This window comes from Brevibacillus aydinogluensis (assembly GCF_961514395.1).
GTDB classification, from domain to species: domain Bacteria; phylum Bacillota; class Bacilli; order Brevibacillales; family Brevibacillaceae; genus Brevibacillus; species Brevibacillus aydinogluensis.
Genome location: NZ_OY569118.1, coordinates 391487 through 414289, shown reverse-complemented (window position 1 = coordinate 414289; position 22803 = coordinate 391487). Strand labels below are relative to the sequence as shown.

20 protein-coding genes and 1 riboswitch are annotated in these 22803 nt (G+C 56.3%); all 20 genes read right to left on the bottom strand.

Annotated elements, in window-relative coordinates:
• Positions 1-6: 6 nt before the first annotated feature.
• Positions 7-282, bottom strand: a complete 276-nt coding sequence (flgM, locus tag Q7F15_RS02070) for a flagellar biosynthesis anti-sigma factor FlgM (RefSeq protein ID WP_212133447.1) — start codon at positions 280-282, stop codon at positions 7-9.
• Between the two features lie 148 nt (positions 283-430).
• The gene (locus tag Q7F15_RS02065) at positions 431-859 is read right to left on the bottom strand and encodes a TIGR03826 family flagellar region protein (protein WP_212133467.1); all 429 of its coding nucleotides are present in this window, start codon (positions 857-859) and stop codon (positions 431-433) included.
• Positions 860-1110: 251 nt separating this feature from the next.
• Positions 1111-2004 carry a ComF family protein gene (locus Q7F15_RS02060; protein WP_212133449.1) on the bottom strand — a complete coding sequence of 298 codons (894 nt, stop codon included), beginning with the start codon at positions 2002-2004 and terminating at the stop codon, positions 1111-1113.
• On the bottom strand, positions 1983-3929 hold the full coding sequence (locus tag Q7F15_RS02055; RefSeq protein WP_230077477.1) for a DEAD/DEAH box helicase: 1947 nt from the start codon (positions 3927-3929) through the stop codon (positions 1983-1985). Before Q7F15_RS02055 ends, Q7F15_RS02060 begins: the two co-directional genes overlap by 22 nt.
• A gap of 109 nt (positions 3930-4038) precedes the next feature.
• Positions 4039-4410, bottom strand: a complete 372-nt coding sequence (locus tag Q7F15_RS02050; protein WP_171564206.1) for a glycosyltransferase family 2 protein — start codon at positions 4408-4410, stop codon at positions 4039-4041.
• A gap of 70 nt (positions 4411-4480) precedes the next feature.
• Positions 4481-5188, bottom strand: coding sequence for a response regulator (locus tag Q7F15_RS02045; RefSeq protein WP_171564171.1), 708 nt, complete (start codon positions 5186-5188; stop codon positions 4481-4483).
• 29 nt (positions 5189-5217) lie between these two features.
• Entirely contained in the window at positions 5218-6360 is a 1143-nt protein-coding gene (locus Q7F15_RS02040; protein WP_171564170.1) for a sensor histidine kinase, read from the bottom strand.
• Positions 6357-7376: a polysaccharide deacetylase family protein gene (locus Q7F15_RS02035; protein ID WP_249179184.1), complete on the bottom strand. Its 1020-nt coding sequence runs from the start codon at positions 7374-7376 to the stop codon at positions 6357-6359. Before Q7F15_RS02035 ends, Q7F15_RS02040 begins: the two co-directional genes overlap by 4 nt.
• A 125-nt stretch (positions 7377-7501) precedes the next feature.
• On the bottom strand, positions 7502-8707 hold the full coding sequence (gene metK / locus Q7F15_RS02030; RefSeq protein WP_171564204.1) for a methionine adenosyltransferase: 1206 nt from the start codon (positions 8705-8707) through the stop codon (positions 7502-7504).
• Between the two features lie 134 nt (positions 8708-8841).
• Positions 8842-8942, bottom strand: a riboswitch (SAM riboswitch).
• A gap of 52 nt (positions 8943-8994) precedes the next feature.
• A complete protein-coding gene (locus Q7F15_RS02025; protein WP_171564169.1) occupies positions 8995-9456 on the bottom strand; it encodes a hypothetical protein in 462 nt (153 codons plus the stop codon).
• A 27-nt stretch (positions 9457-9483) separates the two neighbouring features.
• Positions 9484-12039 carry a S8 family peptidase gene (locus tag Q7F15_RS02020; RefSeq protein WP_304415026.1) on the bottom strand — a complete coding sequence of 852 codons (2556 nt, stop codon included), beginning with the start codon at positions 12037-12039 and terminating at the stop codon, positions 9484-9486.
• Between the two features lie 234 nt (positions 12040-12273).
• Positions 12274-13257, bottom strand: a complete 984-nt coding sequence (locus tag Q7F15_RS02015) for an SLAP domain-containing protein (RefSeq protein ID WP_230077479.1) — start codon at positions 13255-13257, stop codon at positions 12274-12276.
• A gap of 55 nt (positions 13258-13312) precedes the next feature.
• Positions 13313-14278, bottom strand: a complete 966-nt coding sequence (locus Q7F15_RS02010) for an SLAP domain-containing protein (RefSeq protein WP_304415025.1) — start codon at positions 14276-14278, stop codon at positions 13313-13315.
• A gap of 102 nt (positions 14279-14380) precedes the next feature.
• Positions 14381-15331 carry an accessory Sec system S-layer assembly protein gene (locus tag Q7F15_RS02005; RefSeq protein ID WP_171564165.1) on the bottom strand — a complete coding sequence of 317 codons (951 nt, stop codon included), beginning with the start codon at positions 15329-15331 and terminating at the stop codon, positions 14381-14383.
• A gap of 215 nt (positions 15332-15546) precedes the next feature.
• Positions 15547-16551, bottom strand: coding sequence for a copper amine oxidase N-terminal domain-containing protein (locus Q7F15_RS02000; RefSeq protein ID WP_171564164.1), 1005 nt, complete (start codon positions 16549-16551; stop codon positions 15547-15549).
• Positions 16552-16689: 138 nt separating this feature from the next.
• Positions 16690-17643: an aldo/keto reductase family protein gene (locus Q7F15_RS01995; protein ID WP_171564163.1), complete on the bottom strand. Its 954-nt coding sequence runs from the start codon at positions 17641-17643 to the stop codon at positions 16690-16692.
• A gap of 157 nt (positions 17644-17800) precedes the next feature.
• Positions 17801-19480, bottom strand: coding sequence for a methyl-accepting chemotaxis protein (locus Q7F15_RS01990; RefSeq protein WP_171564162.1), 1680 nt, complete (start codon positions 19478-19480; stop codon positions 17801-17803).
• A gap of 214 nt (positions 19481-19694) precedes the next feature.
• Positions 19695-20909 (bottom strand): glycosyltransferase family 2 protein, encoded by a 1215-nt coding sequence (locus tag Q7F15_RS01985; protein WP_171564161.1) that lies wholly within the window; start codon positions 20907-20909, stop codon positions 19695-19697.
• Positions 20900-21751, bottom strand: coding sequence for a nucleotidyl cyclase domain-containing protein (locus tag Q7F15_RS01980; protein ID WP_304415024.1), 852 nt, complete (start codon positions 21749-21751; stop codon positions 20900-20902). Before Q7F15_RS01980 ends, Q7F15_RS01985 begins: the two co-directional genes overlap by 10 nt.
• A 649-nt stretch (positions 21752-22400) precedes the next feature.
• Positions 22401-22736: a hypothetical protein gene (locus Q7F15_RS01975; protein WP_171564159.1), complete on the bottom strand. Its 336-nt coding sequence runs from the start codon at positions 22734-22736 to the stop codon at positions 22401-22403.
• Positions 22737-22803 lie beyond the last annotated feature (67 nt).

Genomic DNA, 22803 nt, shown 5'->3' with positions numbered 1-22803 from the left:
CGTCCCTTACAGCTTGCGCCAGAAGGACAGGATTTTGTCGGCGAGCTTGTCGCTGGGAACGCGATACGTCCCGTCCTCCACCTGTTTTTTCAAGCGCTGTATCTTTTCCCGTCGCGCGGGAGAGTCGGGGTCCTCCACCTGCTTCAGCATCTCCAGGGCTTCCGCTGAAATGTTCACTTCATCCTTGCCCATGGACAGCTTGCGCCCTTTGCCAACCGGCGTCTGCCCCGTTTTATTGTAGGCATTTATCATTCCCGTGCGGTTCGGTTCCTGAATACGCATCTGAAAAACCATCCTCTCAATCCAAACAGACATAAAAGACTGGGAGCAGGATCGCTCCACATCCTCATCATAACAAGAAAACCGATGATACTTCTTTAGTAGTATCATCGGCAAAATACCGGCAAACGATTAGTTTTTTCCGCGAAAACTATTCGTCACGATTCTGCTTTCTTCGATATGTAGCTTCTAACAAGCGAGCCCGCTTTTCTTCTTCCAGACGCCGCTCGACGTCGAGATCCAGCACGATGTCCCGCTGCAGATGCTTGGTGCAGTCGGCACAATACTGTCCGCTGCGAATCAAAAACCCGCATCGATCGCAGGGATAGCCCATGTTGGGGTTGTTGGCAATCGAAATTCGTCTCTCTTTGATGAATCGGGTAATCTGCTTAATGGAAACTCCGGTTGCTTCACTGAGCTGATAGATCGTCGCCCCCCGGTTCTCCCGCTTGCGCAGAAAAGAGGCGCACCGTTCATATTCTTTTTCTATCACCTGATGACATGAAGGGCAAATATCGCGAACGACCTGCACAAACAGGGTACCGCAGCGTGAGCAGTTAGACAGTTTGCCCAGTGACATAAGCACAACTCCTTTGATCTCCCCGTACTTGCTCTTGATGTTCAACCCGTTGTACTTCCATCATAGCGCATTTTTTCCAAGATGGCTATGAAGAGAATAAAAACATGGAGAGGGTTGGCCGTCTCTTAAATTAATAAAACGGAGCTGCCGGCTGCGCGGTGCATGGAAAAACCATATGAAAAACCGTAACGAAAATCTTCTCCTTTAAAGTCGATGCCCTTGATGGCAGTCGCAAACAGGCAGGCTCGATGCTACCGAAAGACCGTCAGTGAATAGACGCGGCAGCCATGCCCCACCTGATCCCTAATTGTCTTTGCGCAGGCACGCAGCGTGGTGCCGGTGGTGTAAATATCGTCCACGAGCAGAATGGCGTCGGAAGCCTTGAACAGACGCCCAAGTAATGCCGGGCCAACTCTTTGCCGCCAGTACGACGCATCCCCGCGTACACGGACACCTGATCCGCCGCCATCCGCAGTGATCTCCATCTCGCGGCTGCGACAGGACACAGGACCCACCCACTCAAACGCTCCCCGCATGCTCTCCTGCCGCGCGGTACGCCCGCCCTGCCTGCTCAGTTTCGGGGTATGCCTCGTCCGCGCCAGCAGGGGGACAGCATCTACGCCAATGTGGTTGCTCAGCCCCCGCACCATCAGCTCCACCTGGTTGAAGCCGCGCTCCCGCAAACGGTTGTCATGGAGGGGAACAGCGGCTGCACACCGGAATCGAATTGATCCGTAGTAGCGGTAAAAGGCCAGCGCCAGCAAAGCGGCAAACAAGCCGGCCATGCGTTCGTCTCCTCTGTATTTGAACCGGCTGAGCATCTCTTTTCCCCACTCGTTGTAGACCAGCAGCCCACGGTTGCCGGACAACGGTTCTTCCTCGACAGATGCGCAGTCCCCGCACTTCTGCTGATTTGACAGCAGGGGAAGCGTTGGGCCGCCCATGTCCCGTCCGCACTGGACGCAAATCTGCTCGCCCACGATCGGCAGGAGCCGAAGACAATCGGCACACAGACCCAGTCCGTCCAGCAGCCGGTAGACCGCCGGGTAGCGGCCGCTGCGCGCTATGGCCAGAGACAAGCGCCGGACTGTCTCCTCCCGCGAGGTCACCCGGCCGCCGCAGCTTACACACGGCTCTCGCAGCATGAACGCGCCTCCTTTTCCCGCAGCCGCTCCGCCAAACGGTTCATCCTGCAAATCTGCCTGATGGCAGCATAGGGGGCGGTGGAACGATGAGACTGGATAAACAGTATGGTTCCCTCCGGCGCGTCAGCGGAACGGCCCACGCGTCCGGCAATCTGGACGAGGGAAGCCTCGTCAAAAACGGGGGCATCCGCCCCGACGACAATCACGTCACTGCGCGGAATGGTGACTCCCCGTTCCAGAATGGTAGTGGTCACCATCACCGCAAAACGCCTGTCCCGAAAGAGGCGTACCTTCTGCTCCCGCTCCGGATCGGCGGCATGGACGCCCGCCAGCGCGTTTGCGTGATCCGGCAGCCGGGCCTGCAAATACTGCAGGACCCGGGGAACGTCCTCCACCCGCGGGACAAAGACGAACACCTGACGGCCGGCCGCGAGGGAAGCCTTGACGCCATCGAGCAGCGGCGGTACAGCACGCCCCAGCCGCATCCGCTTGTCCAGGGCAGCTACCGTGCACACCCTGGGCACCGGCAGGGGATATCCGTGATACCGCCCCGGCAGCAGCACGTGAGTAGCGGAGTGGGTCGGGAACCGAAAGGCGGATGGGACCAGCCGCTTTCGCAGATAGCGGGGCGGCGTGGCGCTCAAATACAGAGTTTTCCCGCCGGGCTGAACGGCGCGGGAAACTGCCCGGTACAAGACAGGGTTGTTGTGGTACGGAAACGCGTCTGCCTCATCCAAAACGACCAGGGGAAAGCGCTGATAGTAGCGCATCACCTGGTGGGTGGTGGCAACAGTAATGTCAGCGTCCTCCCATTTTTCCCGGCTGGACCCGTGAACGGCGATCACGCGCGCTGCCGGGAAAACGCGCTGCAGGCGGGGGGCCAACTCCAGCACCACATCCTTGCGCGGCGTGGCGATCAATACCTGTCCGCCATCCGCCAGCGTCTCCCGGATGGCAGGAAACAACAGCTCGGTTTTCCCCGCTCCGCAGACCGCCCACATCAAAAACGCCGCGGGCCCCGGTCTGCTGGCCGCTACGAAGCGTCTGGCCCGTTCCGCCGCAGCCGCCTGCATCTGCGAATACCGCCCCTCCCACTGGAGAGCAGCCGCCGCGCCGTCCTGGCGAAAGCGGGTGCGTCTGCCGGGAACGCAGAGATACGGCGTGCAGCATTTGCTTTTGCCCATGTCCAAACATGTCGTGCAGTATGCGCAGCCCTGCCCGCAGGAGTGGCAGAGCGTGAGCGCGATCCCCCGCTCGCTGCCGCAGCGTCCGCACCGCATCGCCAAACGCCGGCGCCATATGTCGCGTCTCACGAACAGCTCAATGCCCGGCCGCCACTCCGCTTTCCCGTCGAGTACCAGCCACTGCAAGCATTCCGTGCGCAGACTTCCCGTCCAGCCGCGCCGATGCAGAAAGCCGTCCAGCTCTTCCAACAGCAAAGCGCGCCCCTGCAAGAGCAGATGCAGCCGCTCACTGTCTGCGCGCAGATCGGGAAGGGCACCGGCGGACAGAGATGCTCCAGGACTTGGCGGAGCCTTTCCTTCGGCATCTGCTCGCTCATCAGTTTGCCGGCCATCGGAATCCTCCGTGTCTTCCCCGGTCACCTCAATCGAAAACCACTCTCCCCTGAGCGGCTGCATGTCCCCGGCTTCCCGGCCGTACAAGGCGTTGGTTTCCCTGACGTGTGCCAGCGCCCATTCCCGCATGGCGGCAATCTCCTCTTCCCCGACATCCCGACCCTGCAGTCGCGCGTTCAGCATCCCTCTCAGGTAAAAGGCCAGCGCCAGCGATGGGCTTTTGCCAATGACGTGGAGCCTGCAGCCGTCCCGCTCCCGCCAATACATCTGATCCACCGTAAAACACGGCGTCACATACACGTGCGCCGCCTCGTCGCCCACTTTTACATAGAGCAGGTACTCTCGCACACTACCGCCTCCGTCCCCCTTGTCTCTGCAAGACCAGTGTGCAAAAAGACAGCAGCTGTCTGCAAATATTTCGGGACCGTGAAGCAGCACGACAAAAGAAAAAAGCGCGTTATATCACGCGCTCCCACTCGTCTGTATGGCGAAGGTCTACGATCACGGCCGGGGCGTCGGCCACCTCTTCCTCCTCGTCGGCGCAGAGGCAGCCGGCCCGTTTCAACACAGCCGTGATCCCACATGTATCATCAGTCGATCCGTAATCGACATACGAGATGCGAATCGGTGTACCGCTCCAATACGAACGGGCATGCAGCCGCCGGACTGCGTATTCCAGCACCTGCTCAGAGTTGCCGAGCAGCAGCCGGTAATGCACGCATGATTGGTCCGCTCGCACTGCCATGCGGCTGATCCAGCGGTTTGCAAGTGTCACCAGCAGAGAGGAGCAGCCATATGCCGCCAACAGCCACACCACCAACTCTTCCATCACGGTCATACCTCCTCTTGCAATCAAGGTATGCCAGATGGCTTGTATATGGTGCAGCCGCCTTCCCTCTTTACAGTTTCACCCAGCCGTTTTTAATGGAAATGACTACAGCCTGTGTCCTGTCTTGCACGCTCAGCTTTTGCAAAATGCTGCTGACGTGGTTTTTCACCGTCTTCTCACTGATAAACAAAAACTCCCCGATGGCCCGGTTGCTTTTCCCTTCTGCCATCAGCTGCAGCACCTCGCGCTCGCGGCGGGTCAGCGACTCGATCACCTTCGGATCGACCGGCTCCGAATCCTCTGCCGCAAACGTCCGTTCCGCCACTCCTTCCTGTTCGCTTAAGCGGCGAAATTCTTCAATCAGCTTGCCTGTTACTTTCGGATGGATATATGCGCCGCCTCCGGCCACCACGCGAACGGCTTCCACCAGATCGTTCGTCCCCATCTCTTTCAACAGATAGCCGGACGCGCCGGAACGCAGCGTACGGTACACGTAACCTTCGTCGTCATGAATGGACAGGATGATCACACGGGTATCCGGGCTTACGGAAATGACGTGTTCCGCGGCGGAGACACCGTTGACATTGGGCATGTTGATGTCCATCAGGATCACATCCGGCTTGTGCTCCTCAGCGAGGCGATACGCCTCTTCCCCGTCGGAGCCTTCGCCGATTACCCGAAAGTCGCTCTCCATTTCCAAAATTCGTTTGACGCCTTCACGGAACAATTGGTGATCGTCCACAATTACAATCCGGATTTCTTGCTGCCTTTTCTCCATGTTCATCCTCCCTATGTACGATTTCGCACTCAATATTTAACCGGTATTTGAAACATCACTTTCGTTCCTTCTCCAGGCGACGACTGCAGCTCCATCGTACCTTCGAGCAGTTGCGCCCGCTCCTTCATGCCCAACAGCCCAAAAGACCCTCCTTTGGCTGTGAGCTGGTCTACATCAAAGCCGATCCCGTCATCTTTGACAACGAGAACCAGTGCATCCTCCAAAAACTCCAGTTTCACCTGGACCTTGTTGGCCCCCGCATGCTTTTCCACGTTGTTCAGGCATTCCTGTACCAGACGGAAGATGGCGGCTTTGACGGAGCTTTTGAGCGGCTGCTCTACTCCAAACACAACCAAGTCGACGGTAACCTGCGTTCGCTCCTCGTAAGTTTGAATGTATTTCTGCAGCGTGGGCACCAGCCCCAAATCGTCCAGCGCCATTGGCCGCAAGTCAAAAATGATCCGCCTCACATCGGCCAAACTCATGCGGACCATTTCTTTCAGTTCGTGCAGTTCCATCTGCGCTTCCAGAATGCGGTCATTTTTCAGCATCTTCTCTACAATTTCCGAGCGCAGCACCACGTTTGCCATCGATTGGGCTGGACCGTCGTGAATTTCACGCGCGACGCGCTTCCGTTCTTCCTCTTGGGCCTGAATAATTTTCAATCCCATCATCTGATGCTGTTTGGCCGTCTCCAGTGCTTCGTCGACCTTGCTCAAGTCGCCAGTCAGATATCCAAGCACAACGCCCATCTGCGTGACAAGCTTTTCTGCCCGCTCGATCGTCTCCTCCAGGTTGCGAAGCTGCCGCTCCAGATCATTGCGCCTGCGCTTCAGGTTGTTTTCCCGTTCCCGAAATATGGACAACTCTACCTGGATCCGGCTCGCTTCCTCGTACGCGATGCGGATGTCTTCTTCCGTATAGGTGTGGAAGTTGCGGCTCACCAGCACCAGCCGGTTGCGCGACTTGCGGTAGGCGAGCTCCAGCGCATCCACCTTCTGAATCACTTTGGAAATTTCTTGTCGCAATTCATGCAATTCCAGCTTTAACGTGTTACCCTGCTGGCGTGCATGTTCGGAAATCTCAAAGATTTGCGCCTTGCTTGCCTCCACCGTCTCAATCGTTCGTTTAATTACTCCATCCAACATGCTGATGCTGATTGCCTGGTTCATTCCTGCTCTCCTTCAAATCCGTTTTTCGCTTTCGTAAACAGCTGGTGGAGTTGGGCAGTATCCATCTCGCGCGAGCCGACGTCAAAACGCGGGATCTTAAGCGGATTGACGCCGGGTGTCACCACTCCCGGATTGGAGTTGAACACGTAACGGTAGCCTGCTTGTTGGGCGGTCTGCAGAACGATGTCATTAAAAAAGCCGAACGGCAAGGATATGGTTTCCACCGGTCGGCCCACCAGATCGCTCAGGCCGACACGGGACATGGTAAAGTCAACGTACAATCGGTTCCGGTATTCCTGCTCGTTTTCCAAGCGCTGCAGATCCTCCATGTAAACGGGAGCAGTCTCGGGCCCCCATTCTCCCCATTCGTTGCTGGCGGCTTGTTCATGCAGACTGTATGTGTGTGAGCCGATATCCACCAGCCCGGAAACGAGCATTTCGTTTATCTGTTGGCGAGTCAACGGTGTCGTCATATTTTCTCGCTTGCGCTCCGCGGTGTCCCGCAGCCGACCTGCAATAGCAAAATTGACGGATGGAAACTGGTACTGCCGCAGCACGGGAAACGCATGCGTGTAGTAACTCTCGTATCCATCGTCAAACGTAATCAGCACGGCGTTGTCGGTAGACAGCACGCCAGTGTCGACAAAACGCAAAAACTCCGACAACGAAATCGGATGCAGGTCATTCTCGCGCAAAAACGCCATATGCCGGGCAAATTGGTCCGGGTCAATCACATAGCGTTGGTTCGATTGATTCGACACATGGTGGTAAGTCAGCACCACCACCCGATTTCGATACCATTGCCTGGGTACGACGGCATCCTCTTTTTCTACCGTTCGTTCCCGCGCTGCAGCAGTATCATCCCCGCTTGTGCTTATAGACGTAGGAACCGGGGGAAAATGTTGCACTTTCGGCATGTAGGTATTTGGAAGATGCACACCCCCGAGCAGTCCGGCAGTCACGACCAGACCGAACGACACCAGAATGAAAAGGAAGAAGGGCCACCTTTTCGGCAACAAAATCCCTCCTTAAGCCTACATAGTGATTCGACACCAGAGAACGGATTCCTTTATGACCAGATTACCATTCCTATCCAAGAAAAAAAGCCTAGTGCGTGCACTAGGCTCTCCCTACTCGGTTGTTATTTCAACAGACCGGCAGCGTCCTGTTTCAGCGCTTCTGCCTTGTCTGTCTTCTCCCACGGCACATTCAGGTCATTACGCCCAAAGTGACCGTATGCCGCAGTCTGTTTGTAGATCGGACGACGCAGGTCAAGCTGTTTGATGATACCTGCCGGGCGCAGGTCAAAGTGCTTGCGGATGAGCTTCACCAGCTCCTCCTCGGCGATCTTGCCGGTGCCAAACGTATCCACGCTGATGGACACAGGCTGTGCCACACCAATGGCGTACGCTACCTGCACTTCGCACTTGTCCGCCAGGCCTGCTGCGACGATGTTCTTCGCTACGTAACGAGCAGCGTATGCACCGGAACGGTCCACCTTGGTCGGGTCTTTGCCGGAAAACGCGCCGCCGCCGTGACGAGCGTAGCCGCCGTAAGTATCCACGATGATTTTGCGTCCGGTCAAGCCGGCGTCGCCCTGCGGACCGCCGATCACGAAACGGCCGGTCGGGTTGATGAAATACTTGGTCTCGTCATCCAGCAGTTCTGCAGGAACGATTGGCTTAATGACGTGTTCCATCAGGTCTTTTTTGATTTGTTCCAACGTCACTTCCGGAGCGTGTTGGGTGGAAATGACAATGGTGTCGATGCGAACCGGCTTGTCGCCGTCGTATTCCACAGTCACCTGGGTTTTGCCGTCCGGACGCAGATAGCTGAGCGTGCCGTTTTTGCGCACCTCGGTCAGACGACGGGCCAGCTTGTGCGCCATGCTGATCGGCAGCGGCATCAGTTCAGGCGTTTCGTTGCAGGCAAACCCAAACATCAACCCTTGGTCGCCAGCGCCAATCGCTTCGATTTCCTCGTCGGTCATTTTGCCTTCGCGCGCTTCCAGGGCCTGGTCAACCCCCAGGGCGATGTCGGCAGACTGCTCGCCGATTGCAGTGATGACGCCGCAGGTGTCCGCGTCGAAGCCAAATTTGGCGCGATCATAACCGATTTCGCGGATCGTGTCGCGCACCAGCTTTTGAATGTCCACATAGGTGTTGGTGGTAATTTCACCCGCCACGAGCACGAGACCGGTGGTTACGGACGTTTCGCAAGCAACGCGAGCGTTCGGATCCTTTGCCAGGATCGCATCCAGAATGGCGTCGGAAATTTGGTCACAAATCTTATCCGGATGACCTTCGGTGACAGATTCAGAAGTGAACAGGCGACGACCTTTTTGCAATGCCATGTGTACGACCTCCTTTAGACTCATACAAATAGTGTGGTGGCCGAAACAGGTTCTTATCAGTCGAAGGCACATGCAAAAAAAACCTTTTCCGTTTGAGGAAAAGGTGCTTGTTTTGATGCGTTCCTTACCTCTTATCGGCCAGAACAGATTTCCGTTCTGCTGGTTAGCACCGCTCAAGTCGGTTGCCGGGCTTCATAGGGCCAGTCCCTCCGCCTACTCTGGATAAGAGTATCCATTCGCATAATAGAATACTGGTTTTTCTCTTCGGTGTCAATATGCACTTAGCGGATTTCGTATTTGCCGCGCACCATGATGTAGGCCACGCCGCTGTAGTTCGGATCCAGCCGCAATCCGCGGTTGTCGGAGCGGGCGATCAGGAGCAGGTGATTGTGGGAAACCGGTGCACCGGCACGGAGATCCGCCCCCTGCGTAATGTCGGTCAGACCGTCTCCATTGTTGCCGGCGACAGCTTGCACCTGTCCGGTGCGGACGATGAATTCCGTCCCTTCAAAGCCGTACAGCGTCTGGCCCGGATTCAGCTCCACCACGGTCAATCCGCTGTTCCCGCCGCCTGCGCTGCCCAGCGCTCGCTGAATCTGCTGATCGACGTAGCTTTTCGTCACGACCGGGTCGTCTGCAGAACCCGGCACGCCGGCGCTTCCGCCGTCAGCCATCGCTTGGGAAGTAAAAATGGCCGTGCCGACAACTGCAGCTGCAATCAATCCTTTTGTCGCTTTGTTCATCTCGATGTCCTCTCCTTTAATTGTTGATCACAATTTGTAGACTCTGGCCAACAGAACGACTACTTCGGCTCGGGTCGCGCGTCCCTGCGGCTTGAAGAGATTCCCGTAGCCCTTCAGCCAACCTCTGGAGGTGAGCGCCTCGATCGCCGGAGACGCCCAGTGGCTGATCGGTACGTCACGGTATGACGACCTTGAGTGCTTGGTCAAAAGCAAGTTCTGGGCGCGGGCGGTCATCTGGGCCATCTCCGCCCGGGAGATGGGCTGGTTCGGCTTGATCGTCCGGTTGGGGTACCCCTGCATAATCCCCAGTTTATACGCCATTAGAAGCGGCTGGTAGGCCCAATGGGAGCTGGACAGGTCGCCAAACGGATTGCGGCCCGTATACGCCCCCACCGGCAGCCCTTTGGCCCGCATGGCTTGGATCAGCATGGTGGCAAATTGTGCCCGCGTCACCTGCTGATTCGGCTGAAACGTGGCATTGTCAAAACCCTTGACGACCCCTTTTCGAGTCAGCCGGGCGATTTCGGCGCGAGCCCAGTGACCGGCAATGTCCCGATAGCCGTCCACCAGCTTCTCCTTGTGCAGTGTGAGGCGGTAGGCATCGTATTTGAACGGGACCGTACTGCTCAATCGGATGTAGTACTTCCCAGGCTTGAGCTTTAATCCGATGACTTCCTTGCCTTGATCGGACAACTGGGCCACCTGATCGGTAGCAGCCAGCGCATAGTTAAAGGTATGGGACCCGTAGATCTCGATGCGCATCCCCTTGGACACGGGGACAAACGGCGCACGAACGCTGACGTAGGATTCCGAATCCACGGTAAATTGGAACCAATCTGAATCGGTATGGGTCGGCAAGGTGCCGGTCATCAATGTGCCGTTGGCCAGTTGAGAGGCCTGGCGATACGTATCGTTTGGTTCATTGACGTCCTTGCGAACCGGCGTGAAGGACAAATCCAGCCGGTACTCCCCGTTTACCTGATTGCCCCAGTATTCGCTGATGCGTATGTAATACTTGCCCGGCGACACATCTTTTTGTGCCCGCTCGACCGGGTTGTCCCGGTCCCAGGTGTCGAACTCTTCCCATCCCTGCCCCTGTTTGCCGATGCGCATGTTCAGATCCATTCGCTTGGTGTCAGGGGTAACCGTAATGTTCAGCCGGCCATACTCACGCACGTAGTAGGAAAACCAGTCCTGATCGCCTTCCTCGTGAAAATTGCCGGTCACGCTGATCTGATTTCCGACCAGGGGTCGCGCCGTATCCATGTTGTTGTTTCGCTCGTAGCGGTCCGGGTTGATCGAAAACGAGCTGGTCAGCACGTAGGTAAACGCGTTGACCCCGCCGGTTCGCTCCAGTTTGATCAGCATGCGTCCGGCCTTGGCCGGAACCGTCAGGGTATCGCCGTTGCCCATGTAATACGTGACAGGCGTACGATTTTCCGAATAGAACGTGGCGGCCATGGGGGACGATATCGAAGTGGATATAGAACCCCTCAGCGTCACTTTGCCATCGTAGGGAATATCCATCTTGTACCAGTCAATCGTGTCGGACTGGTTGAGCCGTCCGCGAATCTGCGACTCGATGGGAAACGGACTGGCTTGTCCCATGCTGTTGTTCGGCTCGTGAAAATCCGTCGAAGGGTTGCTTCGGACGGCCCGGTCGACATTGAGCAGGCCGTAGCCCGTCTGCCGGTCCCAGCCGCGCTCGCCCAGATCCGTGGCGGTCTGGTATAGAAGTTGTCGTACATCGAACGGCGACATGTTGGGACGGCGGGCCAGCACCAGCGCTGCGGCCCCGGCTACCTGGGGAGCAGCGGCCGACGTGCCGCTCAACGTACCGTATTTGCCTCCGGGCTTGGTGGTGTACACGTTCATGCCGGGAGCCACCAGATTCAACTCCGGCCCCGAATTGGACTCGCTCAGCGGTTGGTTGTTGCTTTTGACCGCCCCGACAGCGATCACGGTCGGATACGCAGCCGGATAGGCGACCCGGTCGCTCTCGTTGCCGCTGGCCGCCACCAGCACCGCTCCGCTCGCTTCCGCCCGCTGAACCGCCTCCGTCAAGGCTTTGGAGTACGACATGCTGCTGACCGACATGAGGATCACCTTGGCCCCCCGGTCCAGCGCCATGTTTATCCCCTTGGCGATGACGTCAATATTGTCCTGCTGGCCGTATTTGTCCAGCACCTTGATCGGCAGGATGTGGGCGTTCCACAGCACCCCGGACACCCCGATGCCGTTGTTCCCCTTGGCCGCGATAATCCCTGCCACCGCCGTGCCGTGTCCGTTTGCGCTGTCGTCATGCGCAGACTTTCCCGGATTCACCAGATTGATCCCCGGCAGTACATTTCCTTTCAAATCGGGATGGTTGGCATCCACCCCTGTATCCAGGACGGCGATGATGATGGAATTGTTGCTGTTGACCGTTTTCCACGCCTGGTCCGCCTTGATCTGCTTGAGATGGGTCTGGTTGTTGATGTACCGGTCCGACGTGATTCCGGCCGCTGACACGGCTCTGACATTCGCGATCACCGCCGCCAATCCGATGGCGACCACAAGCCCCAAAATGATAACTCTCCTCATGAAAATGACAGTCCTTCCTCCCCTGTTTTTCCCATGACGGCGAAACACAGGGAATCAGGTAGTGGCGGGTCACATGCCCTTCTCTGTACTTTCTACCATTTCTATCTATCTAGCATAGCGGAACAAACAGATGAAACGCAACCCTGTTGATCCAATACCTGGAACGTCATCCAACCAAACAGCAATACCCCCTTCTGCCACTGCGGCAAAAGGGGGTGGTTCTGAAACGTTTCGTTATTGCAATAAGCCATTCGGCTGCGAAGTTTTAGGCGCAGCCTGTCCTTTTTTCTGCTGCTTGGCTTTGGGGATGAAAGCGGTGCAATCAGCGGCTTTCACGCCTTCTTTCTTGATCGACGTTGCCGGGATTTCAAACGCCCACATCCGGCTGCCCTTGGCTTCCACCTTCAGGTTTTCCAGCGTGTAGTGGACGCGGGCCACTGCATCTCCAGCCTTGTCGTGCACGATAATCGGCACTTCCGTAAATTCCAGACGCTTGTTCAGCCCGTTGCGGAACAGCACGACCACCTTCAGGCCGTTGTTGGTTCCATCCAAAATGTCCAGCACCTGCAGGTCCACCAGGTCATCTTCAACCGGCAGAGCAGCTGCCTTGTCCTGGTACTGCTGCTGCTCCTCTTCGGTCAGCTCTCCGCCCAGCATTTCCGGGTGCTCGGCTGTTTTCTCAGGTTTCTTGTATTCCAGTGTGAGCGGCACTTCCTTATCCGGCAGCTCCTCAAACTCGCTCCACGGGAACAGGAACTCACACGGACGGCTCGACTTGTCGCCGACCGGCCCAAACTCCAGCAGATGGAACGTTTTGCGGGCGACGACTTTTCCATCCGGAGTGACCAGTCTCAGCGGCAGCCGTTGAAACAGCATGTTGCGGCTGGTGGCATTGCGGATAAAGGTAAGCACCAGGTACCCTTCCTGCGTCACCTGAGTAAAGAACGGGAAGATCCCCACTTCGTCCCGCACCACGGGCGGCAGCTCGTCGTGAATGTACTGCATCAGCTCGGCTTCCTGCTCATCCAGCTTATCGCCCCAGGGGCCGTGCAGGTTCAAGACCATTTCCTTGGACGGGATGCGATTGGACGACTGCTCCGGATTGTCGATCCCGGACACGCCCAGATAAGACTCCTTTTGCAGGTGATTGTGCACATCTTCGCGCACTTGCTCCAGGCTCTCTTTGGAGCCAAACCAGTTTTCCAGCAACCAACTCATGTCAAAACCTCCTCATTTCCCGACCAGCGGATACAGGTAACAAATGCAGGGGCGGTCAGGTAACCTCCAGCATCCATCGTTTCAGGCTGGCGTTTTTCTTTTTCACCGCATTTTCCGGGAAGACAAACAGCCACGGTCGACTTGTCCGCGGACGGACCCGAATGCTGCTGCCGTCGATGATCCCGGTTGCGACCACATCGCCCTCCGTGTCGGATACGGTGATCGTCAATTTACCCGGGCGATAGTCTACCGGCAAGCCATTGCGGAACAGTACAGCCACCACCAGCTCTCCCCTTTTCGTCCAGCCGATGTCAAAGCCGGTAGCCTCAACGGTATCGGCTTCAATCGGCGGCAGCGAATGGCTCAAGAGCTCCAGGCGGTCTTTTTGCCGTTCGGTCATGCGTGCTTCCATCTGCGGGTCAAGGTCGAGATGTTTGGGCCAGACGTAAGGGTTGGCCTGCGCCTTCATCATCACTTTCCAGCGTGAGAATCTGAAATTCTCATGCAGGTACGTGCCCTCCGGAAAGAATACTTCCCACGGACGGCTGCTGCGCGGCGGGATCGATCCCATTCCGCTCAGGTCAACCCGCTGACGAGCAAACGGCTTGTCATCCAGATAGATCGCCAGGGTAATGTCTTTAAACCGCACTGGTTGATCCAGACCATTGCGGACAAACATTGCCACAGTAAGGCCCTCCGGATTCGGAATCAGGCTGAATCCGGTCACGCTGATGCTTCCGGCCGGCACATCCGGCAGTTGTGCCTGCAGAAAACGGAGGGTGTACTTTTTCTCGTTGTCCAACTGCTGCTCCCAGGCCGGGTGAAGGGACAGGTCCGTCCGCACTTTCTGGTTCCCGGCCTCCGCAACCGGCACGGGCTCCCCTGCTTCAACCTCCGCCTCCTGTTCGCTCAGTTCGGCAAAATCGACAGCCGCATCTTCCTGAATCTCTTGTTTCAACTCTTCCATGGAGCGCGTTTTTCCCTGCTCCTTGTTCAACCAATTCTTAAAAAAGGAAAACATCTGCATCCTCCTCTCCTGACCGCAGCACAAATGAAGCTTCTCTCTATGATAAGACTTTTCGGCAGGCGGGGTCAAATGGCCGCAAGCGATTAAACGCCCGCTTTACCCCTGCGGCACGCCTACCTTCCAGCGAGAGAAGTCCGCGTCATCCTTCAACACACTTTCTTTGGGGTAGATAAACATCCACGGTTTGCTGGTATTGGCGTTGACGGTCAACCCCCCCAGTTCAAACAGCCCTTCCGCCACCTTGTCTCCTGCCGCGTCGTAAAGGGCGAGCGGCAGCTTTTCGATGGACAGCGATTGCGTCGACCCATTGCGGATCAAAAGCATCGCGTGCAGTGCACCATCCTCCGCCCGGCGAAGCTGTACACTCTGAATGTTGACTTCCCCTTCCTTTAGCGGCGGCAGCCGTTTGGCCAGTTCGATCAGGGACTGTTTCTGCTCGTCCGTCAGCGCCTTGATCCACGACTCTTCCAGCTCCAACTGCTGAGGCAGCACCAATTTTTTCTGTGCCAGCTCAAACGCAATCTTCCAGTTGGTGAGCAAAACGTTTACCTGCAGGAAGTACTCCCGCTTAAACACAAACGTCCACGGTCTGGCCGCGAACGGCGGAATTTCGCCCAGCTCTCCCAGGTCAAACGTCTGTCGGGTGAACAACTGCTGATCCCCAAACAACACGACCAGCGGCATCTCCCCCAGGCGCAGAGGCCGGTTGGTGCCGTTGCGCAGGAAAGCCGTCACCTGAACACCGTCATCGTGCGGGACAAGCGAAATGCCGGCCAGGGAAATATTCCCCTCCTGCAGCGGCGGCAGTTCCTGTGCCATAAACGACAACGCGTATTTCTCCTGCGTGGTCAGCCGCTTTTCCCACGACTCGTGCAGCGACAGGGATGTAGTCACCCCAGCCGCCTTGGACTCCGTCTCTTTTTGCTCCGGCGCCTTCTCGGACACGTCGGTATCCGCTGCCGGCAATACCGACTCCTCCTGCACCTGTTTTTTCACATCTTCCGGCGTCGGCGTTTTCCCCAATATGTTTTTCAAAAAGGATAACATAACGTCTCTCCCAACTTTTCTCTACATCTATATGTAAAGGTTTATAGAGATGCTGTTCGTACTCAACTATAGCACAGTGAGCCCTTAATGCAACATCGAAAACTTGGTATCCGTTGGAACGCGTGTTGGATGCGGGCACGGTGCCTTCTAAAACAAATTGAGAGGGCAAAACCTGCGTATGGTTCGCCCTCTCGTTTTGACTCAGAGTGTTGTCTTTACGGCGTCGTCACCGTCTGTGTGCCGGAGCCGGCCGATTCGGAAGCCTCGCCGGTTGGTGCCGTTTCTGAGGCAGCGGATTCCGATGTGTTTGACGCTTCGCTCGCGTCTGCTGCCGGTGAGGGCGCTGGTTCTTCCCCTTCTCCGCTTGGTGCCGGTGTCTCCGGTGTGGTGTCAATATCGTCGGTTCCCGTCAGGCTGCCATCCTCGATGATGATCAGATCCCCTTTCTCCTGATAACCGACTTTTGCCTTCAGCGTTTCCCCGATAAAACGGAGCGGCAAAAAGAGGCGGCCTTTTTTGATCACCGGCGGGGTCTCCAGCTTGATCTTCTCCCCGTTCACTTCCGCTTCGCCGGAATCGAGATACAGCGTGATCTTGTTGTCGCCGCGCACCACTTCGACGGTGCGGGTCTCCCCGTTCCACTTCACCTCGGCCTTCAGCGCAGCGCCGATGGCACGCACAGGCACCAGGGCGCGTCCCTTTTCCACGAACGGGGCGGTGTCCATCACGACTTCTTTTCCATTGACAAACGTCTTCAGCGACGTGTCGCCCGTTTTCTCGTACAGTTCGCCCAGCTTGTCGAACAGTTTCTGATCGCCTGGTTTATAGAAGCGGTTGAGCAGTTCTTTTTGAACGTCCAGCGCCTGCTTCAGTTCGGACTGCTGCTCCAGCATCCTGGTCAGCTCTTCGTATTTCGCTTTCAGTTCTTCCGTTGCCTCTTTGACTTGCTTCAACTGCTGACGCAGTTCGATCAGTTCCTTCTTGGTCTTGACAGCTTGCTGGACGGCTTCTTTTGGAGACACGCCTCCTGCGGTCGAACCGGAAGGCTTGTCCTTATCCGGTTTTCCCTTGTCCTTGCCCTTTCCCTTGGCGTCTTTGTCCACTTGACCGCCACCGTTCCCTTTTTGGGCTTCTTTTACCGGTTTTTCCGCATGGACCGCGGCCAGCGGCGTACAGGCCAGCAGGGTGAGCACCAAACTTGCAGACAGCCATTTCTTCATCAAATGTCCCTCCCGCTTGCACCAGAAGTAATACGTGCTCTGTTTACCATATCGGCAAATCGGCGGGAACTTGATAGGGGAAAGAGGGCCGGCTAAAAAACAGCAAGCCCCACGGAAATGGGGCGCCGGGTAAAGGCATCATGCCTGTTCCAGAATCTTGTCGATAGTGGCCAGCGTCTCGTCCGGAATCGTCATCCCGGAGGCTTTCACGTTGTGTTCCACCTGCTCGGGCACGCTCGCTCCGATGATCGCGCTGGAGACGTTCGGTTGGCGCAGCGTCCAGGCCAACGCAAGCTGGGCCAAGGAAAGCCCCAGTTCTTCGGCGATGGGACGCAGACGCTCCACCTTGTGCAGGTTCTCTTCTTTCAACCACGATTTCACTGTCTGGTTGCCGCGTTTGTCGGCCGCCCGGCTGCCCGCAGGCGCCTCATTCACCGTTCGGTACTTGCCGGCAAGCACGCCCTGCGCCAGCGGCGAATAGACGACCTGTCCGATGCCGTTTCGCTCGCACAGCGGAATGATTTCCTTCTCAATCTCTCTTGCAAACATGTTGTACAGCGGTTGATTCGCCACGATCCGGTGCAGCAGGTATTTGTCCATGATCGATAATGCTTCGGCGATTTGCGCCGCTGTCCAGTTGCTGATACCGACATACAGCACCTTGCCCTGCCGGACGAGATCGTCCATCGCCCGCAGCGTCTCTTCCATGGGGGTGTCGTTGTCGAAGGCGTGGCAGTAGTACACGTCGATGTAATCGAGACCGAGCCGCTTCAGGCTCGCTTCGCACTGTTCCATGATGTGCTTGCGGGACAATCCCCGGTCGTTGGGTCGATCGCCCATCGGTCCCCAGACTTTGGTCGCCAACACGTACGACTCGCGGGGATACTTCCGCAGGGCCTCACCGACCACCTTCTCCGCTTCCCCCTTCATGTAAATGTTGGCTGTGTCGAAGAAGTTGATTCCCAGTTCATAGGCCTTGTCGATGGTGGAGATCGCCTCCTCCCTGCCGACATAGCCTCCGTACGTCAGCCAGCTTCCCAGGCTGATTTCGCTCACTTTCAATCCCGAGTTTCCGAGACGACGGTAATTCATCTTCGTTCCCTCCCGAGAAAGTATTCGAAAGCGGGTAGCTAACGCGACTCTTTCTCAATTTTATCACGAAGCTGTCCGAGTGCTTCAAGATGTCAAGAGGCACACTCAACAGAAAGACCCCATCAATAACGATGAGGTTCTTTTCCAACACGTTTTTCTACACCCGAAAACGCGAAATATGTTGCTGCAAGTCCTCAGACATTTTTGCCAGCGCCAGGGCGGAAGACGAGATTTCTTCCATCGAGGCCAACTGCTCTTCCGCAGCGGCAGACACATTCTGCGTTCCAGCGGCTGTTTCATTCGCCACTTCCCGGATCAAGGTGATGGAACGCACGATTTCTTCCACAGACGCCGACATCTGCTGCGCGCTGGCGGAAACCTCCTGAATCTGCACGGCTACATCATTCACGGAGCGCTGGATGTGCGCGAAAGACGTCCCTGCCTGGGTCACGACGTCCATTCCTTCGTTCACTTCATCTTTTACCTGATCCATGGAAGTGACCGCCTTCTCCATCTGCCCGTGGATCAACGAAATGACGTCGTGGATTTGATTTGCAGACGCCGCCGACTGCTCCGCAAGTTTGCGCACTTCATCGGCAACGACCGCAAATCCCCGCCCGTGCTCACCCGCTCTTGCCGCTTCGATGGCTGCGTTCAGCGCCAACAGATTGGTTTGAGAGGCGATGTCGGAGATCACCTGAACAATCTGGCCGATTTCTGCGGAACGTTCGCCCAATTCCTTGATGACTGCTGCCAGATCGTTCACCTTGTCGTGAATCGATCCCATCTGTTCGCCGGCGGTTTGGATCGCCCGATTCCCTTCCTCTGCCACCTGGGCTGCCTGTATGGACGAGGCGGATACCTGCTGGGCGTTTGCCGCAATTTGTTGGATTCCCTGCGCCATCTCTTGAACAATCTGGGCGCTTTGCCCCACACTGACGGCCTGCTGCTCGGAGCCTGAGGCGACTTCCTGCACAGTGGAGGCGATTTGCTCCGTAGCTTTACTTGTTTGCTCCGCACTGGCTGTCAGCTCTTCAGCGGAAGCAGCCACCTGCTCGGCGCTGATGCGCACCTGCTGAATCAAGCCGCGCAAATTGTTTTTCATGACCGTAAAGGAATGAACCAATTCCCCGATCTCGTCTTTGTTGGTTACAGAAAGATCGTCTGCCGTCAGGTCGCCGGACGCAATCGTTTCGACCGAGGACTTGAGCCGCACAACGGGCCGCGAAATCAGTCGGGATACCACGTAGCCAATGCCAATCGCCAGGATGACCGCGATCCCGCTGATCACCCATACCGTTATCTCCACGCTGTTTACCATCGCGGCGTTTTCCTGAGTGGCCTGGGTCATGAGCTTCTGCTGTCGTTCACTGATCTGTTCCGCGATGGTTTGCATATCCCGTGAAATCGGAAACAATGAGGTCGTGGCAAAGGCCAGAGCCTGCTCGTTCCCTACTGAAACGATCAGACTTTTCGATTTTTGGAACTGCTTGTTCAGTTGTTCAATCTGGCTGAGATACACTTTGGTTTCCTGCGTATCGGCCAGTTCCATGGAGATTGAGACCAATTCCGACAACGTCTTGCTTGTATCCTCCACTCGCTGCAGCGATGCTGCATTGTGGGTCAGCAAATAGTCTCGCAAACTGTTGTTCAGTTGGGTCGCGTTCACTTGAATGTTCTTCGCGTTCAAGAGAATGACAGCTCTTCGGTTCATGACTTCAGAGAACGAACTGTCCACTTTATTGAGGAAGTAAAGTGACAGGCCGCTTACCATTACCAAAAGAAGTACGACTGATAAAAATCCGGCGGTTACTTTTCTGCCAATCGTCCATCTCATGTCTCTACTCCTCCGATTGATAGGGACTTGCGTCTCAGACTGTTCGCTCACGACCTTGTCAGATAGGAAAAAATACCAAAGAGAAGATAGTATCAAACTACCATGAGAACGCGTAATGGTCAATGCCCCCTGTCATGCGCTCGCCCGGCTCACCACTCTTTTCAAAAAAATACCCTTCGCCGGTAAACGACGAAGGGCCAGTAATATCGCCTGTCTAAAATCTGAGGGTCTTGTCCCATACCGGCTCCACGTTCACGCGCCGACGCTTGTACTCCAGGACAGCGGCGCGCACCAGCAGGAACAGCCACAGCTGCGAATAGGTAACATACATGATAAAGGAGACGGCCAGATTGACGGGACTTGCCATGTCGTCCGCCACTTCCGCGCTCAAGAGTTGGATCACGTAGATCAGCCACGCCTCAAACCACAGCAGGAGCAGGGGGACCGTGTACGACGTGTGGACGATCCCCAGCACGCCCAACAGAAACCACGCATCGGAAATGAACAAGACAGCCGCAAACACAATGTAGATGGACAAAATGTGAACCGCGTGCAAAACAACGTGCCGCTCGCGCCACGCCGGCTGTTCAAACATTTTACCGATCAACTGCAAGTTGCCCTGCATCCATCTCGTTCGCTGTCTCAGCCACACGGCAAATGTCTGAGGCTCCTGCTCCCATGAGCGCGCCTGCGGTACAATCGGCAGCTTCCCTCCCAAAGCGGCAAGCGAGATCGACAGGTCGGCATCCTCGGCCAGGGCGGACGAATCCCAGCCGCCAGCGGCGACAATCGCCTCGCGCTTCACCACCAGATTGGTTCCGGTCAGCGTTCCCAAGCCAAACAAATACCACCGTCCGCATTGCATCAGCAGTTGGAAGACGGCAAACTCCAGGGCGATCATTCGCGTCAGCCCGTTTTTCTCCGCGTTCAGGGTTTTCACGTAGCCGACAGCCCCTGCCGCCCCCGGCGTCTGCACGGCCGCCTCGATCAACAGCCGCAGGGCGTCCGGCTCCGGCTGGTTGTCGGCGTCATACACGGCGATGTATTGTTCCCGCGCCAGCGTCAGACCGTAGTTCAGCACCCGTCCCTTTCCCTTCGGCGTTCCCGGGGGGACTTTGACATGACGAATGTGGGGAAACATCGACGCGTAATAGTCGGCGATGTCCCCGGTGGCGTCGGAGGAACTGTCGTTCAGTACATACACCGTCAGCGGCCCGTCATACTTTAGTCTCGCCATGGCATCCAGCGTCTGGGCCAAGACCTTTTCCTCATTGTAGGCGGCGATGAGAATGGCGACGCTGGGGTATTCGTCAAGCGGAGGGGATGGAGCCGTTTTTGACCGGAACGCAAGACCGGCGACACACAGCACCGAATAATAGAGAAGCAGCAGCCAAAACAAGGCCGCAATAACAGGCAGGATCACTGACACGGTTCAGGAACTCCTCTCCGCTGCACGGATGCGTCATAATCCGCACTCCATTCTTCCAGCAGGGCCTCCACCGCAGACCAGTCCTGGAACACGAACAAGTCTTCAAGCCGCACCCACGACATGACCAGGTCTGCGCGAATCCTGCGCTGCTGGTGCAGCAGCCGGTGAAACCGCCGCAGCATGCGATGAGCCCCTTCCCGGTCGCAGCGCTGCAGCACAATCGCGATCGTCGAGGGCGAAATGCGTCCCACAATGTCAAACTGATCGCGCACGGACTTAAGCGCCGCCTCTCCCACCACCTGCAGCACCGTTTCCGGCGTGTAGCGCTGACCGCCAAACCCGTCAACGTATGAAGGAACGGGCACAAACACAATTATGCCCGGTTCGTTTCGCCGGCGCAGGGAGACCATGATCGCTTTCAAGCGGTCCTTAAACTCATTTGCACTGAGTACAGACACCGCCTCGTCCATTTTGCGCAGCGCGGCAATCTGCCGCTGCGCTTCCTCATATTGACGTGCCCACCTGCGCAGCTCAGTCGCCTGCGCCCATGTCGCAGCCATCAGCACCAACACCCCAAGCTGATACACGATGGATTGGGATTGCGTACCAATGTCCCACCCCAATTTCCACCCCTGTGCCACAGCAAAAAAGGCGTGTAGCAAAATGACGGCGACCAGCAAGGTGAAGGAGCCGAGTGGGGACAAGTACAGGAACAGACCGTACAGCAGGGCAGCGGCTACCAATACAAGCCAGGCGACGCTCACAGGCACCTGCATGACCAGCCAGACTGTCAGCGCGATTTGAATCAGCGTTAATGCGGCAATACCAATGCTTCGTTTCATGACTCTTTTCCCGATTCTATGACTTTGATATCATGCTGTCTCGTATTATGGCACCAGTCAATTATATTGGCCATCAACAATTTATACCACATACGCTCTGGACTGCTTTCGGTCAGTGACAGACCAACAACAGGCACAAGAAAACCGTTCCGCTCGATTCCAACGACTTGATTGTGCATGAAATAAAAGTATTCACACATTTACCAACAGAGTTATTAACAAACTGTGGATAAGTGATTGAGAGTACGTGGCCGCTGCAAAAGAAACAGCCACTCGATTTCCGAGTGACTGCCAGACTGAAGACAAACGGTTCATTGAGTTAGCGTCCACAAAAAATGATTTCCAGGCCGAAAGGCCTGCCCATTCATCAACCGAAGCGGAAGACAATGGGCATCGCATGGCGGGATGGGCCAAGCGAGCTCCTTTGACGACCGACTCAGCGGAAAAACGCCAGACGCGGGAATCAACAGGGGACACAAGTCTCACTTCCTCGAAATACCCAGATGTTTGTCCCCTGCCCGCGTCTCGTTTTGGAGCGGACATCATTCGCTTCTGTGCTGGGCGTCAAGCGAGCGAGCCGGTCCGATCTCCCATGCGCCGCGAACTTTGACTACACGCTGACAGCCACTCGATTTCCGAGTGACTGCTGTCATGTCGCTTTTGCGATGCCTGAACAAAATGCCAGCAACCGTTCTTCAGCCAACGCTGCATCTCCTCTAATTTCAAACAGCATTTTCAAATGGCTGGCTTGCGAGATCGACAGTCGTGCCGCATGATACAGATCGGGCTTTTTCTGTGAAACGACAATCATCACTTCCGACACCGGCGAGACGATCCCCTTTATTCGCAACAGTTCGTTCAGGATGAAAATGAACTGTTTCACAGTCACTCTGTCGGCTGAATTGTTCAGCGCCAGGACTTCTTCAATTAATTGTTTGGCACGTTCCTTCTGCAGTGCCTTGAAATTGGGTATATGCAGTTCCATGATTTCACCTCTCTCCTGCAGATACCCTGATCGTTCGGAAAATAAACCTGACGAGTTCGATGTGTGT